The 15,173-nt window shown below is 63.0% G+C and carries 18 protein-coding genes; 6 read left to right on the top strand and 12 right to left on the bottom strand.

Going from position 1 to position 15,173, the window contains the following annotated elements; translation table 11 throughout:
* Nucleotides 1-8: 8 nt before the first annotated feature.
* Genes FJ960_RS16795 through FJ960_RS16785 form a run of 3 tightly spaced genes read right to left on the bottom strand, consistent with a single transcriptional unit; the run spans nucleotide 9 to nucleotide 1,448 of the window.
* Nucleotides 9-263 carry a DUF1272 domain-containing protein gene (locus FJ960_RS16795; protein ID WP_140715396.1) on the bottom strand — a complete coding sequence of 85 codons (255 nt, stop codon included), beginning with the start codon at nucleotides 261-263 and terminating at the stop codon, nucleotides 9-11.
* Nucleotides 264-274: 11 nt separating this feature from the next.
* Nucleotides 275-577, bottom strand: coding sequence for an urease subunit gamma (locus tag FJ960_RS16790; protein ID WP_015314510.1), 303 nt, complete (start codon nucleotides 575-577; stop codon nucleotides 275-277).
* Nucleotides 578-605: 28 nt separating this feature from the next.
* Complete coding sequence (locus FJ960_RS16785) at nucleotides 606-1,448, bottom strand: urease accessory protein UreD (RefSeq protein ID WP_140715394.1); 843 nt, start codon at nucleotides 1,446-1,448, stop codon at nucleotides 606-608.
* Between the two features lie 196 nt (nucleotides 1,449-1,644).
* Here FJ960_RS16785 and FJ960_RS16780 point away from each other — a divergent pair, with 196 nt between their 5' ends.
* The 3 genes from FJ960_RS16780 to FJ960_RS16770 all read left to right on the top strand — a co-directional run bounded on the left by FJ960_RS16780 (nucleotide 1,645) and on the right by FJ960_RS16770 (nucleotide 4,042).
* Nucleotides 1,645-1,899: an acyl carrier protein gene (locus FJ960_RS16780; protein WP_027145432.1), complete on the top strand. Its 255-nt coding sequence runs from the start codon at nucleotides 1,645-1,647 to the stop codon at nucleotides 1,897-1,899.
* Between the two features lie 4 nt (nucleotides 1,900-1,903).
* Entirely contained in the window at nucleotides 1,904-3,112 is a 1,209-nt protein-coding gene (locus tag FJ960_RS16775) for a beta-ketoacyl-[acyl-carrier-protein] synthase family protein (protein ID WP_140715392.1), read from the top strand.
* A gap of 225 nt (nucleotides 3,113-3,337) precedes the next feature.
* A complete protein-coding gene (locus FJ960_RS16770) occupies nucleotides 3,338-4,042 on the top strand; it encodes a glutathione S-transferase N-terminal domain-containing protein (protein ID WP_140508235.1) in 705 nt (234 codons plus the stop codon).
* 27 nt (nucleotides 4,043-4,069) lie between these two features.
* On the opposite strand, the gene FJ960_RS16765 is transcribed toward FJ960_RS16770, so the two are convergent.
* From FJ960_RS16765 to FJ960_RS16745, 5 genes are all read right to left on the bottom strand, one after another.
* Nucleotides 4,070-4,396, bottom strand: a complete 327-nt coding sequence (locus tag FJ960_RS16765) for a hypothetical protein (protein ID WP_140715390.1) — start codon at nucleotides 4,394-4,396, stop codon at nucleotides 4,070-4,072.
* A 104-nt stretch (nucleotides 4,397-4,500) separates the two neighbouring features.
* Entirely contained in the window at nucleotides 4,501-5,121 is a 621-nt protein-coding gene (locus FJ960_RS16760) for a nucleoside triphosphate hydrolase (RefSeq protein WP_140715388.1), read from the bottom strand.
* Nucleotides 5,122-5,262: 141 nt separating this feature from the next.
* Nucleotides 5,263-6,360, bottom strand: a complete 1,098-nt coding sequence (locus tag FJ960_RS16755; protein ID WP_140715385.1) for a hypothetical protein — start codon at nucleotides 6,358-6,360, stop codon at nucleotides 5,263-5,265.
* Nucleotides 6,361-6,482: 122 nt separating this feature from the next.
* On the bottom strand, nucleotides 6,483-8,297 hold the full coding sequence (locus tag FJ960_RS16750; protein WP_181174258.1) for a methyl-accepting chemotaxis protein: 1,815 nt from the start codon (nucleotides 8,295-8,297) through the stop codon (nucleotides 6,483-6,485).
* 289 nt (nucleotides 8,298-8,586) lie between these two features.
* The gene (locus FJ960_RS16745; protein ID WP_140715381.1) at nucleotides 8,587-9,018 is read right to left on the bottom strand and encodes a nuclear transport factor 2 family protein; all 432 of its coding nucleotides are present in this window, start codon (nucleotides 9,016-9,018) and stop codon (nucleotides 8,587-8,589) included.
* Between the two features lie 259 nt (nucleotides 9,019-9,277).
* On the opposite strand from FJ960_RS16745, the gene FJ960_RS16740 reads away from it, so the two are divergent.
* The gene (locus FJ960_RS16740; RefSeq protein WP_140715514.1) at nucleotides 9,278-10,171 is read left to right on the top strand and encodes a D-alanyl-D-alanine carboxypeptidase family protein; all 894 of its coding nucleotides are present in this window, start codon (nucleotides 9,278-9,280) and stop codon (nucleotides 10,169-10,171) included.
* 172 nt (nucleotides 10,172-10,343) lie between these two features.
* Nucleotides 10,344-11,267: a DUF1003 domain-containing protein gene (locus FJ960_RS16735; protein ID WP_140508227.1), complete on the top strand. Its 924-nt coding sequence runs from the start codon at nucleotides 10,344-10,346 to the stop codon at nucleotides 11,265-11,267.
* 309 nt (nucleotides 11,268-11,576) lie between these two features.
* On the opposite strand, the gene xth is transcribed toward FJ960_RS16735, so the two are convergent.
* The 4 genes from xth to FJ960_RS16715 all read right to left on the bottom strand — a co-directional run bounded on the left by xth (nucleotide 11,577) and on the right by FJ960_RS16715 (nucleotide 13,926).
* Nucleotides 11,577-12,353 carry an exodeoxyribonuclease III gene (xth, locus tag FJ960_RS16730; protein WP_140508225.1) on the bottom strand — a complete coding sequence of 259 codons (777 nt, stop codon included), beginning with the start codon at nucleotides 12,351-12,353 and terminating at the stop codon, nucleotides 11,577-11,579.
* A gap of 268 nt (nucleotides 12,354-12,621) precedes the next feature.
* On the bottom strand, nucleotides 12,622-12,885 hold the full coding sequence (locus tag FJ960_RS16725; RefSeq protein ID WP_140715379.1) for a hypothetical protein: 264 nt from the start codon (nucleotides 12,883-12,885) through the stop codon (nucleotides 12,622-12,624).
* Entirely contained in the window at nucleotides 12,882-13,217 is a 336-nt protein-coding gene (locus tag FJ960_RS16720) for a hypothetical protein (protein ID WP_140715378.1), read from the bottom strand. Before FJ960_RS16720 ends, FJ960_RS16725 begins: the two co-directional genes overlap by 4 nt.
* Nucleotides 13,218-13,539: 322 nt before the next feature.
* Entirely contained in the window at nucleotides 13,540-13,926 is a 387-nt protein-coding gene (locus tag FJ960_RS16715) for a cytochrome c family protein (RefSeq protein ID WP_140508222.1), read from the bottom strand.
* A gap of 325 nt (nucleotides 13,927-14,251) precedes the next feature.
* Between FJ960_RS16715 and FJ960_RS16710 the strand changes: the two genes are divergently transcribed.
* Nucleotides 14,252-15,100, top strand: a complete 849-nt coding sequence (locus FJ960_RS16710; protein ID WP_140715376.1) for a DUF2189 domain-containing protein — start codon at nucleotides 14,252-14,254, stop codon at nucleotides 15,098-15,100.
* Nucleotides 15,101-15,173 lie beyond the last annotated feature (73 nt).

Raw genomic sequence — 15,173 nt, 5'->3', positions numbered from 1 at the left:
TTGCGGTGTCAGGCGGCCTTGCGGGAGCCGCAGCCCTCGGCCTTGAGCACGCGCTTGGTCGAAGCCGGATATTTCTTCAGCATCGCGGCGGGACGGATCGGCCGGGCGGTAAAATCGCCGCCGCAGTTGGGGCAGACGCCGCCAAGCACGTTTTCGACACAGCCCGCGCAGAAGGTGCACTCGAAGGTACAGATCAACGCATCCTTCGCTTCGGGCGGCAGATCCTTGTCGCAGCATTCGCAGTTCGGGCGCAGCTCCAGCATTTTCTCTCTCCTCACCGGATCGGTTCGTGCACGGTCACCAGCTTGGTGCCGTCGGGAAAGGTCGCTTCCACCTGCACGTCATGGATCATCTCGGCGATGCCTTCCATCACCTGCGCGCGGCTGACGACATGGGCGCCGGCCTCCATCAGCTCGGCGACCGGGCGGCCATCGCGGGCGCCTTCGACGACGAAATCGGTGATCAGCGCGATGGCTTCCGGATGGTTGAGCTTGACGCCGCGCTCGAGCCGCTTACGCGCCACGATCGCCGCCATGGCGATCAGCAGCTTGTCCTTTTCCCTTGGCGTCAGGTTCATGCGTCTTCCTGAAGTGATGCGGACACAGTCACAGTGACCATAATTTGGGCAACCCCGCCCTTCCGTTGAGCAATTCGACGAGCGGGACCAGCCGCTGGCGCAGGTGGTAGCCGTCCCCGGCGTAAAGCCTCGCAAGAAGCTTGCCAGATGTCTTCACGGTCCAGAGGCTGACGCCACCCCGGTCGCCAATGATCTGCTGGACCGGTTCGAGCAAGGCTTCCGCGCGCGGCGATACCAGCAGCAGCGTAGCCACGGCGATCGCGCCGCCTGATATCGCCGGACGGGACAAGGTGTCGGCGATGGCAGGTCCGATGCGGAAATCCTCGGCATGGATGAGGGTTCCTTCCCTACGAACACGCCAGCGGTCGCGAAAAGTGCCCTGTGCGGCACGTTCGCCCATGGCCAGGCGGCCGAAGACGGCCGCTTCCAGCACCAGCGCCTCGGCTCCGGCCGCGAGTTCGACATCCAATGTGCGGGCAAAGGCGGCGCGGTCGAAGACGATGGTTTCCTGCGGCAGCCAGGCGATGCTGCCGTTCGCACCCACGGTCAGCTTGACACGCACTTCGGCATGGTCCGACGCGGCGCGATAGACTTTTTCGCAGGCCTGGGTCGTTATCGCGGCGCTGGCATCCACGCCGATATCGACATCCCAGCCGAGGCGGTCGCCGCCGGTCAGCCCGCCGGCGGTGTTGATCAGGACTGCCTCCAGCGGGCCGGCTGGAACGGCCGGCAGCCTTATCTTGGCGGAGCCGTCCTGATAGAGGCGCCGCAGCCGCGTGCGTCCGCCGACGCTGGCGCAACCAAGCTGCGCCTTGCCCGCCGCGCGCTGGGGCAGTTGACCTGAGAACTTCGTATTTTCGATCGTATCCACGCCATCAGGTTAAGCACTGTGGCGCTTTTGTCGACATATAGCTTGTTGCTTGATGACGTTTCCGTTTCTATAGAGGGAACCACCTTGGTACGGTCAGGCAACGCTTGGCGGGGGTAGAAGGCGAAGATCGCGATCTGATATCGAGGACAAGAAGGCGCTGTTCAGCGTCGGAACCGACAAGTGGGGAAGAAACCGAATGGCTGACCAGCTGGCAACGGACATCATCGAGAAGATCAAGGCCCATGCCGAGCCGGGCGGCGAGGAAATCACCACCACGACCGAATTGACGGCGCTCGGCATCCATTCGCTGGAGCTGACCGAGATCATCTTCGACCTCGAGGAGCAATATGGCATCGAGATCGAGATGAACACGGTCGATGCCTGGAGCAATCTGAAGAATGTCGGCGACATGGTCGAGGCCGTTCGCGCGCTGATCGCGAAAAAAGCCTGACCGAATGCTGAAGCGCGTCGTCATTACCGGCATCGGCGGGTTGTGCGGATTGGGCACCAATGCGCAGGCAATCTGGGCCGAGATGCGGGCCGGCCGGTCAGCGATCGGCCCGATCGACAATCCCTTCCTGCACGACCTGAAGGTCAAGACCGGCTGCGAGATCAAAGCGCTGCCGGATCACGGCATCGAGCGCAAGCAACTGGTGTCGATGGATCGCTTCAGCCTCTTGGCGGTGATCGCGGCGAAAGAAGCCATGCGGCAGTCCGGATTGATCCCGCATGCGGACAATACCTATCGGATGGGAACCATTGTCGGTGTTGGCGTCTGCGGGTTCGAGACAGTCGAGGAGAACTATCGCGCCATCCTGATCGAGGGCAAGAATCGCGCCGGCATCTTCACCGTTCCCAGGGTCATGCCGGGCGCCGCCGCCGGCCAGGTCAGCATGCATCTGGGTTTGCGCGGACCGGTGTTCGGCGTCACTTCGGCCTGTTCGTCGGCCAATCATGCCATCGCCTCGGCGGTCGACCAGATCAGGCTCGGCCGCGCCGACGTCATGGTGGCCGGCGGCACCGATGCGCCGCTGGTGTGGGGCGTTCTGAAGGGCTGGGAGGCGCTGCGCGTGCTTTCGCCCGACACGTGCAGGCCGTTCTCGGCCGACCGCCAGGGGCTGGTGCTGGGCGAAGGCGCCGGCATGGCGGTTCTGGAAAGCTACGAACACGCGATGGCGCGCGGCGCCACCATTTTGGCCGAGATCGCCGGCGCGGGCCTTTCGGCCGATGCCTCCGATATCGTCGCGCCGACCGTCGAGGGGCCGGAAGCCGCGATGCGTTTCTGCCTGGCCGATGCCGGGCTCAATCCCGAGGATGTCGATTACCTCAACGCGCACGGCACCGGCACCAAGGCCAACGACCAGATCGAAACCCTCGCGATCAAGCGCGTCTTCGGCGATCATGCGCGGGCGCTCTCCGTGTCCTCGACCAAGTCGATGCACGCGCATTGCCTCGGCGCCTCGGGCGGGCTGGAGATGATCGCCTGCGTCATGGCGATCCGCGAAGGCGTCGTGCCGCCGACGGCGAATTACCGCGAGGCCGATCCCGACTGCGATCTCGACGTGACGCCGAATGTCGCGCGCGAGCGCAAGGTGCGCGCCGCCATCAGCAACGGCTTTGCCTTCGGCGGCACCAATGCGGTGCTGGCCTTCAAGGCCATCTAATCCGGGCGGTCACTACCTGCTACCTGCCCCGGGCGGTTACTACCTGCCCCGGGCGGTTACTACCTGCCCAGGGCGGTCACTACCTGCCCGGGCGGTTCGGATCGATTGACTGTCGGTGCATGTGAAGCGTCGCCGCATATTGATCCGGCCGCGCCGCAGCCCTAATTCTTGGCCGACCCCGCCGACATCGCGCCGCTTGGCGCAAATCCCCCTCAGGAGTTCTCGATGGCCGACTTGTCCGCCTTTCCGATCGCAACCCGTTGGCCGGCCAAGCATCCGGACCAGATCCAGCTCTATTCGGCAACGACGCCGAACGGAGTGAAGATATCGATCGCGCTGGAGGAGATCGGCCTGCCCTATGAGCCGCATCTGATCAACATCGGCAAGAACGAGAGCTGGACGCCTGAATTCCTGTCGCTCAATCCCAACGGCAAGATCCCGGCGATCATCGATCCCAACGGCCCGGACGGCAAGCCGATCGGCCTGTTCGAATCCGGTGCGATCCTGCTCTACCTCGCTGAAAAGACCGGCCTGCTCATCCCAGCGGATGCAGCGCGGCGCTACGAGACGATCCAGTGGGTCTTCTTCCAGATGGCGGCGATCGGGCCGATGTTCGGCCAAGTCGGTTTCTTCCACAAATTCGCCGGCCGAGAGATCGCCGACAAGCGGCCGCTGGAGCGCTACCGCGACGAATCACGGCGCCTGCTCGGCGTTCTCGACGTCAGGCTGAAGGGCCGCAAGTGGATCATGGACAATGACTATACCATCGCCGACATCTCGCTGCTCGGCTGGGTGCGCAACCTGATCGGCTTTTACGAGGCGCGCGATCTGGTCGGCTTCGATGATTTCGCCAATCTGGCAGCGTGGCTTGAGCGCGGCCTGGCGCGGCCAGCAATACAGAAGGGCCTGACCATTCCGGCGCGGAGCTGAACCTCCGGCCCTTGGGGAAGCGCGTCCCTACTTTGCTTTCGCCTTGGGTCCGCCCCTGCCGACCACGGAGGCAGCAAGAGACGCCACACCTCGCGCCGTGGCCACCACCGCTCCGGCGGCAACATTGGCTGCGGCGCGAACCTTCGAGCCGCCGCTGGCGGCCGACTTCTTCGGGTGGGCGGACTTGGCAGCTGCTTTCGACGCGCTACCTGGCACGACTTTTTTCGGCGGCGCCTTGCCGAAGGCCTTTGTATCCTTGGAGCGCTGGGCGACCGCCGGGCCGACCCCGGCCGTAGATTGCGGCGCCTTCGGTTGGGCTGACTTGCCCCTGGGCTTTTTTGCCTTGGTTGCCATCGGACGGAATCCCTCTTCTGGCATGATTGCCTGATTGGGATAACGTCTTGTAAGTCTTAAAGTTCCCGCCGAAAAATACTGAAAATTAAACAGGTTAATCGAGCTTAACCGGGTTCACCAATGACCAGGTCGGCCGCCCGGCGCCTTGCCAGCACCCGTTCGATGTTGGGCATGTCGTTGGAGGCGATCCAGGCGCGCGCATCCGCCTCGGAACGGCCATGCTCGTGCCAGCGTTCCATCAGGCGGCGTTCGAGCTCATTGCGCGGCACGTCGACGAAGATCGAGAAATCGAACAGCGGTGCCAGGCGCGACCACGGCTCCTCGTCGAGCAGCAGGTAATTGCCTTCGACCAGGATGAACTTGGTCTCGGCACCGATGATCGCCGCGGCAGCGCGCGACAATTCCATGCCGCGGTCGAAGACCGGAATGGCGATCTCGGCCTCGCCGGCGCGGATGCGCTTCAAAAGCGTCTCGAAGCCGCCGAAGTCGAACGTGTCGGGCGCGCCCTTCCGCGCGCGCAGGCCGCGCGCGGTGAGCACGATGTCGTCATAGTGGAAGCCGTCCATGGGCACGACTTCCACCGCGCCTTCCGGCAAAAGGTCGTGCAGGCTTGCCGATAGTGTCGACTTGCCGGCGCCCGGCGGTCCGGCAATGGCGACGATGAAGCGCTTCGCCTTGCCGGCGCGCTTGAAGATGGTGGCGGCGAGGTGGGCGATTTCGGACATTTTTTGGCTCCTTCCGCAGGATTTTGGGCGCATCTTGTCGGCAGTCGCAGGAGATTTCAAACCGCGATTTGCACGATTTAGAGCGAACGATTGTGGAAGTCAGCGCTGGCGAGTGCGATTAATCCCTTACGGCTTTGCGCTTCAGCTTGCCGGTGGCAGGCCGATACGCAGGAATTCGCTGTCGAACGGGACCTCCGATGCCGCGGCGCCAGCCAGCCGCAGGCGGCCATCCGCCGTGGTGATCTCCCGCGGGGGCTCGCCGCCCGACAGCGGCAACGCACCGATGACATGGCGGAACGAGACGCCGCGGCGCTCGCCGAGCGCGAATGCCGTCGCCACGCCCTCGCGCTTCAGCCAGTTGTCGCCGAGCGAGGCGGCGTGGCCAATCGCGGTTCGCCCATCCTCGATGCCGAGCACGCCGAGATGGCGGCCGCTCCACGGCGCGTAGTCGCGCCCGCCATTGCTGAACCACAGCATGGTGACCGGCAGTTCGGCCGGGTTCTTGAGCACCAGCATCAGGTCGTCTTCGGCGTGGCGCGCAAGCGCGGTCCAGCCCGGGCCGCCATGGTCGGCCTCGACCAAGGTGAGGAAATCCTCGCGCCGATCCTCCATGCGGTAATCCGTGAGATCGAGCGTACCGCCGCCGGCAGCAGGAAAATGGTCGAGATCGGACGACCGCGCCGGATACGCGAGCATAAAGCGGCCGCGCGCGGGGTCCGGCTCCAGCGGATCGGCTGGCGTGGCGGCAAACCGCTTCGGCGAGAAAGCCAGCCTGCCGCCGCCTTTCATCGCCGTCATCGGGTGATGGGCGACCGAGATCGCGCCGGATCCGCCGGAAAATACATGTTCCTGATAGAGGAAAGGATGGTCGTCGCGCAGCGTGAGAATCTTGTCGACGCTGGCGCCCATCACCTTGTGCCGGAGGCGGAAGATGGCGCGCCAGCCGCCATCCGTGGCGCCGCTGTCGACCACATCCCAGGCGCTGTTGGCCGGCCAGCCATGCAGCGGCGCCTCCTCGACATCGCTGCGCGAAAACGGCGCGCAGAGAAAGTCGCCAGAGAGCCGGACGGTGCCCTGCGGCAGGTCTGGAGGCAGCGTCTCGCTTGCGTCGACCCAGGGTGCGCGGTGCAGTGGCCGCAATTGGCGCCCGCCGCTCTCGATTGTCATGTCGGCGATGTGGCCGACCATGAGGTCGAGCGAAACCGAAATGCCCCTGGCGTTGATCGTGACTGTATCCATGGCGTTCTCACCCGAATCTGACGGGTGCCAAGAAGAACCCGTTCGGCGCGCCGCGCAAGCGCGCGGGCGCGCATTTTGCATCAGATTTGCGTCCACCTTTCTACATGCCGAAGGTGCCAGCCCTATTGCCGCTTGTAGTCCCGTACCGGCGATTTTGTCCCGTCGGTATAGGTCACCTGCACCGACATCGACTTCACGCTGTCGGCGACCTTGAAATAGGGCTGGAAATCACTGGGGATGGCATAGGGATCCTTGGCATTGCAAGGCGGCATGGGAAGCGCCTTGTCGAGCGTGGCGCCGTTCAGGCTGTAATGCACCTCCTTGATGGCGCAGCGGTAGGACAGCATCTGCGTGAAATAGACCAGCCCATGATTGCCGCTGGCGTCGAAGGCGATCCACGACGTCCAGAACTGGTCGAGGATCTGCTTGTTGCCCTGTTGCAGGGCGGCATCCGGATCGAAGCGGATGTCGAACGGGCCGGTCTCGCGTCCCCTGATGTCGAGATATTTGATCCCGATCGTGGTCGCCGCCGTGCTGTCGGGCAATTCAAAACTCGGATTGGGTATCGGCTTGCCGGTGCGCTGGTCGTTGAGCGCCAGCAGGCCGGTGTCGGTGAAGGGGCCGGTGCCGCCAAGACGCCAGGATATCGCGGTCGCCGGCTCGGGCAGCGAAATGGTCATCGACCAGCCCTGGTTGGAGCGCATCGGCGTCAGCGAAGGCGCGAAGCGGGCAGGGTTGAGCACGTCGCCAAGGGCCGCCAACCGGCTGCGGCTGCGGTCCAGCCAGTCGGCAAGCTGGGTCTGGTCGACGAAATATTTGAGCAGCCCGCCTTCTTTTTCGTAGGAGACGAATTTGGTCAGCGCCTGGGCTTCGCTGCGCTTGTCGGCCAGCGTCTGGCTGCCGAGACGATCTTCCGAAAACTCCTGCGCCTGGAGGTAATAGGCTGGCGCGAAGTCCGGATTGGCCGATATGAAGGCGCTGAGCTTGTCGAGCCGCTGCGCATCGTCGAACTGCATGACATGCACCAGCTTGATCGACAGCGCCTTGCCCTTGTCGGCCAGTTGACCGAACACTTCGCGGGCCCCGGCCTTGCCGTCCTGGACCCTGAGCAGCGTGGCAAAGCGCGTGTAGGGATCGATGGCATCGACATCGAAGCCGGCAAAAGCGAGGTAGGAGCGCCGCGCGTTGAGCATGTCGCCCGACAACTCGTAGACGCGGGCATTGTGGTAGAACTCGTCCGGCCGCTTCGGCTCGGCGATGGCGCCGCCTTGCGCGGCCAAGGTCGCAAACCCCTTGGCTATCGTGTCGATCGAGACGGCGATCTGCTCGGTCGTCGCCTGCAGCTTTTCGGACTGGGCCACTTGCTGTTTTTGGCCGGCTGCGAGCGTTTCCGTGGTCTGCTTGACCGCTTCGACGGCCTTTTGCGTCTCGACCCCTTGCGCGGTTTGCTGCTGCTGGGCGGACGCGATCTGGTCGGTTTTCTGGGCAACCGTGTCGGTCGATTTCTTGACCTGCTCGACCGTCTTTTGCGTTTCGGTGACGGTCTGCACGATCCTGGCGACCTTGGCCGAGACGATGCCCATCGACTGCTGCAGCCCGGCAACAACAGGCACCAGGCCGGCGATCAGCCCGTTCTGGGAATTAGTTTCCTTCTGCATGGCATAGACGCCGCCGGCGACGGCCGCCGCACTGGTGGCGAACACCAGCGCCGGCAGCGCCTTGGCCGCCAGCACCAGCCGCAGCACGATGGCGATGGCGATGATGACCGCCGCGATCGAGGCGGCCAGTGCGATATAGGCCGCGAACGGCGCCAGCGGGTTGAGGATGTCGGACACGGCACCGCCGATGAAGGCGATGCTGCCTGCCCATTTGCCGGTGCGGCTGAGCGATGCCCTGATAAGCGACGGCGCAGCGCCGCCAGCCCCGATATTCGTCATGCCAAGCCCCCAAGCCGCCCCTTGCCGTTTCCTTCCCACGGGAAACGCCGCATTGGCAAGCAAGGACAGGAAAAGGTAGTGTCCCGGTTTGAAAATTTAGTCGTTGAGCAACCCGCGTCTGCCGGGTTTGGGGCTGCGGCGTCCATCTTCTCGCAAAGATCATCCAGGAGGGTCTTCCTCCTCGACTGTCGAAATGCGCATGACGCGTACGACATTGCCGATTACATCGGCGGGGCGCTTCGGACCTTAGGTCCGGGTGGGCACGAACCTTCCTGAGCGAGCAAACCTTCTACTGCCCAACTATGGTCGCTGCCGGCCGCGCTGAGGTTATCGGATCGGCGTGGCGAAGGACGATCTTCCACGCGCCATCCTCCTGTCGGAAGATGGTGGTGACCCGAAGCGCAATCGGCACCAGTTTGTCCGCGCCGCCGACTTTGGATTGAAGCCGCTCGATTTCGATGATGTAGCCTAGGTCCGCTGTCGCGTACTCGGCGATTCGTTCAAAGCCGATGACCTCGCCGTCTCGGTAGTTGGTAGCAGCCCGATCCATGGTCTCGGCCGCCTTTATCCACCCCTTGGCCGGTGGACCGAACGGGTTGGCGATTATCACGTCATCCCGCCGCGAGTAGAGGTTTTTCAGAGGCTCAGGGTCGCCCTTCACAAAAGCACCCAAAGCCAGATGATCCTGCTCGATAAATTTCGCTAGGTCGGAAGCCAACATCCTACCGCCCTCGTCTGATCTGAAAAGCGAACTCTACTCCAAAATCCTCTGCTATCGAATACGCTCGCTCTGTCTCACGAGACATGACGCCAGACACCGCGACCCAAACGGGCGATTTCACGGCGGCTTGTAAGCTTTGGTTCGTCGCGGGGTCGAGAAACCCAAGCTCACAAACCTGGGGCTAACAGCCATTAACCAAATGGACGCCACTCACGCGTTAGTTTAGCTTCGCCTTAACCCAAGCAGAACAGACTTGCCCTTGCCCCCCTTGCGCCCCCTTCCGCTCCTCCAGAAGTTGTTTGCAGCCCTGGCATTTGCTGTGTTGTTCGCCGGCTGCACGACGGCCGCGCCGCCCGACAGCGTGCTGGCCGTGCCGGCGCCGCCGCAGAAATACGCGGCCATCGTCGTCGATGGACGGAGCGGCAAGCAGCTGTTCGAGGTTAACTCGACGGCGCAGCGCTATCCGGCCTCGCTGACCAAGATGATGACGCTCTATCTGCTGTTCGAGGCGATGGAGACCGGCCGCGTCACCAAGGAGACGCAGATCCCGGTTTCCGACCACGCAGCCTCGCAGCCGCCGACCAAGATGCGTTTCCGGCGCGGCGAGACGATCGACGTCGATTCCGCCATCCGCGCCATCGTCGTCAAATCGGCTAATGACGTGGCGGTGGCGGTGGGCGAATATCTTGGCGGCTCGGAAGACCAGTTCGCCGCCATGATGACATCCAAGGCGCGCCAACTCGGCATGAGCAGCACCACCTTCCGCAACGCATCCGGCCTGCCCGACGACAGCCAGATGACGACCGCGCACGACATGGCTGTGCTCGGCATGTCGTTGCAGCGGCGCTTCCCGCAGCATTTCCACTATTTCTCCGAAAGCGACTTCATGTTCCGCGGAAGGCTGGTGCGCGGCCACAACGACATGCTCGGCCGCGTGCGCGGCGTCAACGGCATCAAGACCGGCTACATCAGGGCTTCCGGCTTCAACATCGTCACCTCCTACGATGCCGACGGCCGCCAGCTGATCGTGGTGGTGATGGGCGCCGACAGCGCCCGCCAGCGCAACGACCATGTCGAAGCGCTGATCCAGCGCAGCCTGTCGCCTACCATGGCCGACACCAAGACCAGGCTGATGTTCGCCGAACAGCAGTGAGGTGAGGGGGGGCCTCCCCATCTCTTCGTCATCCAAAGACTCGCAGCCGGCTATCGTCTTGCGACTGTCACGCAATCGTGCGGAAGACGTGGCATAGGCTGAGAAATCCGACAGTGGATATGCCCCGCCGCCATGGCGTATTCTAAACCAAGCACGACAGCAGGAGCCCATCATGAGCACCGTTCCCAAGGCATCCGAGCAGAAGTCGGCCGACAATGAGAACGACAGCGGCGGCGAGTATTTCGAGGCGCCGACCACGCAGGAGGATTTGCACGAGGTTTCCGACGAGCATTTCGACACGCCAGAAGTGCCGGACTCCGAACCATCAGGCCCCGGCGCATCGCGGCTGAAGCCGAAGAAAAAGCCATCGGCGATCTCAGGCCGCAAGTTCCGCAAGCGCGACCTTGTGCGCATCGACACGCTGCGCCCGAGCCTCGCCGACCGCATCCATGCAGACCACCCGGACCTGCCCAAGGGCGCGCGCATCAGCCGCGAGGAGCTCGGCCGCTATCGCATGCGCTACATGGAGGAGCTGCTGCAGCAGGAGCACGGCGAGTTCTCCGAGCTCGACCGCCAGGTGGTGGAATCGATCGCCCGGCAAGACACGATTTCGGAAAACAGTGAAGAAGAATTCGAGGAGCACCGGACGTTCGCCGACCGCGTCTCCGACGGCATGGCCGCCTTTGGCGGCAGCTGGTGGTTCTTGATCTCGTTCGGCAGCGTGCTTCTGGTGTGGATCGGCATCAACCTGTTCGAGGGCACGACCGGCGCCTTCGATCCCTACCCCTTCATCCTGCTCAACCTGCTGCTCTCCTGCATCGCCGCCATCCAGGCGCCGATCATCATGATGAGCCAGAAGCGCCAGGAGGTGAAGGACCGCCTGCGCTCCTTCAACGACTACCGCGTCAACCTCAAGGCCGAGCTCGAAGTGCGCCACCTGCACGAAAAACTCGACTACCTCATCTCGCGCCAATGGACGCGGCTGGCCGAGATGCAGCAGATGCAGCTCGATGCGATGCATGAGCTGGCGAGTGCGAAGAAGGCAAAGCGGGCGACGCGCGCACGGCGGCCGGTGAAGAGCCCGGCGGGAGCGTGAGGGTGGTGCGCAGCGGAGGAGGCCTCTGCTACCAAGCCAAGTTCGCAACGCAGCCAATTGCCCGTGAAGCCGCGCCCGCTTCCGCTAAGAAGCCGTGACTTGCCGGTTCACCGGCTGGTTCGTTTTCCGGACTCTTGTCCTGAAAGCAGCCGTAGCTCAGCTGGATAGGGCGCTGCCCTTCGAAGGCAAAAGTCACAGGTTCGATGGCCGCCCTTTTAGGGGCGGACAGGATGCTTCGGCTCATGAAGGTAGTCGCCGACGCACTCTTTGCGTTACGCAAACGCACTTTTCCTGGAATTGCCTTAGTACTCAATCGAGCTCGATCCAAGCTGGCGCATGGTCGCTTGGCTTCTCCCAGCCGCGCAATTCGACGTCCACGCCGGCATCGCGGAGTTTGTCCGAAAGGGAAGGGCTCACGAGCAGATGGTCCATTCGGAGGCCGGAGCTTCGATCGTAGCCGCCCCGGTATGAGAAGTTCCAGTAGGTGTAGATGCCCTTCTCGGGGTGGATGCGCCGGACGGCATCGATCCAACCATTCCCGAGCATTTCGGCATAGGCTTGCCGGCTCTCCGGAAAGTACACCGCGTCCCCTAGCCACCGTCGGGGCACCACGGCGTCGATTTCGGTTGGAACGACGTTGTAGTCGCCGCAGAGAATGCTCATGGCGCCGTCTCCAAGCAACAGCTGGCCGTAGCTGATCAGGCGATCGAACCAGCGGAGCTTGTAGTCGAATTTTGGACCTGGCGCCGGGTTGCCGTTGGGCAAATAGAGACAACCCACGACAAGCCCATTCACCTCGGCCTCGATGTAGCGGCTGTGCGTGTCGTCTGGATCCCCGGGCAGCCCGCGCCGACGTTCCAGTGGTTCTGCTCCCCGAGCGAGAATAGCTACCCCGTTGTAAGATTTCTGGCCGTGCCAGATTGCGCCGTAACCGACGCCCCTGATCGCGTCGGCAGGGAACTTGTCGTCAGATGTCTTGAGCTCTTGAAGGCAGACGATGTCGTACGCGGTTTCATCCAGCCATTTGAGCAGCACGGGCAGGCGGCCGTTGACGCCGTTCACGTTGAAGGTTGCGATGCGGGTCATTTTAACTTTTCGTAGGCTAGGCCGCGCCTCTCAACGCCGGGCGGGTTACTACGACCCCGGTCTAAGTGCAAAATCGGGAGGTTCAACGGAACCGGATGCAGTTGTTTCTTGGCCTTTGACGAATCGGCCCAGGAAGCGCCGTGAGCAACTCGCAAAGGGCGTCCACCGAAGCAGCCGGAGAGCCAATGGGCCGCTCCGCGTCGGCCACCATGGAAAAGGCCGCCCCAACCGAATGCAAATGGAACAGCCTTCTCATGGCATAGCGGTGTTAATAGGCTTTTTTAGACGCCGCGGTCTTCGCGGTGTGCTTCTTGTGCTTCACCGGGCACTTGTGCTTCTTGGTCGGCTTGCAAGCCTTCCTGGCCACAGCGCTGTTCTGGTGCGGCTTCGCAGCCGTTGCCGTCTTGGTCATCGTGGTCGTTGCGGTCGCAGCTGGAGCGGTCGCCTTGGCGGCGGCGGCGGTGCCGGGAACTGGCATCGACAAAGCCAGGGCAACGGCGAGACCGAGGGCGGAGAGAAGGGACTTTTTCATGGTTTTTTCTCCTTGCTATGCAGGTCGGTTTTCGCTGCATCGGGATCGATCGGCGTCACGCCAAGCAGCTTCACAGCATTTGCGAGCATTCGGATTCCCTGTGCCTGCTTCATGTTGGCGCAGAACCGGTTTCCCCTTCTTTGCAGTGCCTTCGCCGCGGTGACCTGCCTTGACGCGGCATGGGTTTCGAGGGCTTCGTCAACTTGGCGGCTGAGATTGGTGCAGCGCTCGGTTCGGGTCGCCGCAACGTTTGCCTCGCCAGCTTCGACCGGGCCGGTGGCGAGCGAAACGCCGAGCAACGCACTCATCAAGCTGGTCGAGAACCTTTGCATCGCTTGTCGCCAATCCGAACAAGTGCCGCGGTGCGGCAGCCGATGAAACCCTCTCTAGCCAATTCTACGCCCGAACGATTTCTGGAATTTTTCTGGTTTATTTCTGAATTGTGTCTGAGGCTGCGCGCGCGCTTCGCCCGCGTAAGAACGGTATATTGGGGGCCTAGGGGAGTTGCGAAGCCTTTCGGGCGAGTCCGCCCTGATCGCCTCGGGTGCGGCAACTTTCGCATGACTCTGGCATGAATTCGCCCGGCTCGGCAAGCATCACCCGCCTCCGAGTCCAGCAAAGGCTCAGGCATCCCAGTTCCGCCGGGCCCGCCCTCTACTGCTTGGCGGCGGCTTCCAGGTAGGCGATCACATTGGCGATGTCGGCATCGTTCGGGAGCCCGGCGAAGGGCATCTTGTTGCCGGGCACCTTTGTCTTCGGCGACTTGATGTATTCAGCGATATTGGCCTCGTCCCAGACCAGGCCGCCTGCACCCGCCTTTTTCATCGCGTCGGAATATTTGGCCTGGAAGCTCGGCAGCGAACCTGCCTTTCGGCCGATGACGCCGTGCAAGGATGGACCGATCTTGTCCTTGTCGGTCGCCGCTTCATGGCAGACCATGCATTTGGTGAAGATCTTCTTGCCGGCATCGGCATCGCCCGCTGCAAAGGCCGGAGTGGTCGCGATAAATGAAATTGCAAGAAGGGCCGCTGTCAGTCTCATGGCATTCTCCTCCCTCAAATCGGCGCTGTCGGCGCCGTGGATGCTATCGCATGTCGCCCGAAAGTACCTTGGTTTTGGGACAGCGACATGCATAAGGCCAAAATTAGCGGGTTGCATGGCTCCTTTTCGACGCCACGCGCTACAATGCCGCGCAGGGTAACGCATCACGCCGTATTTAGGTTGCAGACCGGGCCGCCGAACGCGACAAGGCCTGGGAACAATGCTATGATCCCGGCGGTGCAGGTCGCGGTTTCGCGTGGCCAGTCACGCAGACGGCAGCACCGAAAGCCGCGACCGAACCGGGCCCGATCCTGGAGGAATGGTCATGGCAAATTTCCATGTCTACGCAGCAGGCACCGGCAGCAAGCTCGAACATCCCGCTATCCGCCGGATAGCGGTAGCGGATGTTTTTGACGCGCTTCGCCGGGGATTTGACGATTTTTGGGAAAAACCCTCGCACTACGTCTTTTTATGCCTGATCTATCCGGTTGCCGGTATCGTGCTGATCACCTGGAGCTCCGGCGGCAACGCGCTTCAGCTCGTCTACCCACTGATGACCGGCTTCGCGCTTCTGGGCCCCTTCGCCGCGCTTGGCCTCTACGAGATCAGCCGCCGGCGCGAACAGCAACTCGACGCGTCGTGGCGACATGCCTTTGACGTCCGAAAATCGCCCGCCATGCCGGCTATCGCCGCTCTCGGGGTCATGCTGGTGGTGCTGTTCATCGCCTGGCTGGTAACCGCGCGCGCGCTCTACGGGTACCTCTATGGCGACGCCGCGCCGGCATCGTTCTTCGGCTTTATCGCTGATGTGCTGACCACGCAGCGCGGCTGGACGCTGATCATTCTGGGCAACCTCATCGGCTTTCTGTTTGCCCTTGTCGTGCTCAGCACCACGGTCGTCGCCTTCCCGCTGCTGCTCGACCGCGACATCGGCGCCTACGCGGCTGTCGAAACTTCGGCGCGAGCGGTCATGACGAACCCCGTGCCGCTGCTGCTGTGGGGTCTCATCGTCGCGGTTGCGCTGGGTCTCGGCTCGCTGCCGCTGCTCGTCGGGCTGGCCGTGGTCCTGCCCGTGCTCGGCCATTCGACCTGGCACCTCTACCGCAAGCTGATCGAACCGGCGCCAGCCCCTGCTCCTGCTCCTGCCAAGACAAAAACACGCAAAGGGAGCTGATCCGACTTGCCCAATGCATGCGCGCAAGGGCGACGCGGCAACGACATGACATGCACAAATAGAGGCGGCGTCG

Source organism: Mesorhizobium sp. B2-3-11 (genome assembly GCF_006442215.1).
In the GTDB taxonomy this organism is placed as follows: Bacteria; Pseudomonadota; Alphaproteobacteria; order Rhizobiales; family Rhizobiaceae; genus Mesorhizobium; species Mesorhizobium salmacidum.
The sequence above is the reverse complement of the archived record's forward strand: the minus strand, read 5'-3'. Positions and strand labels throughout refer to the sequence as shown.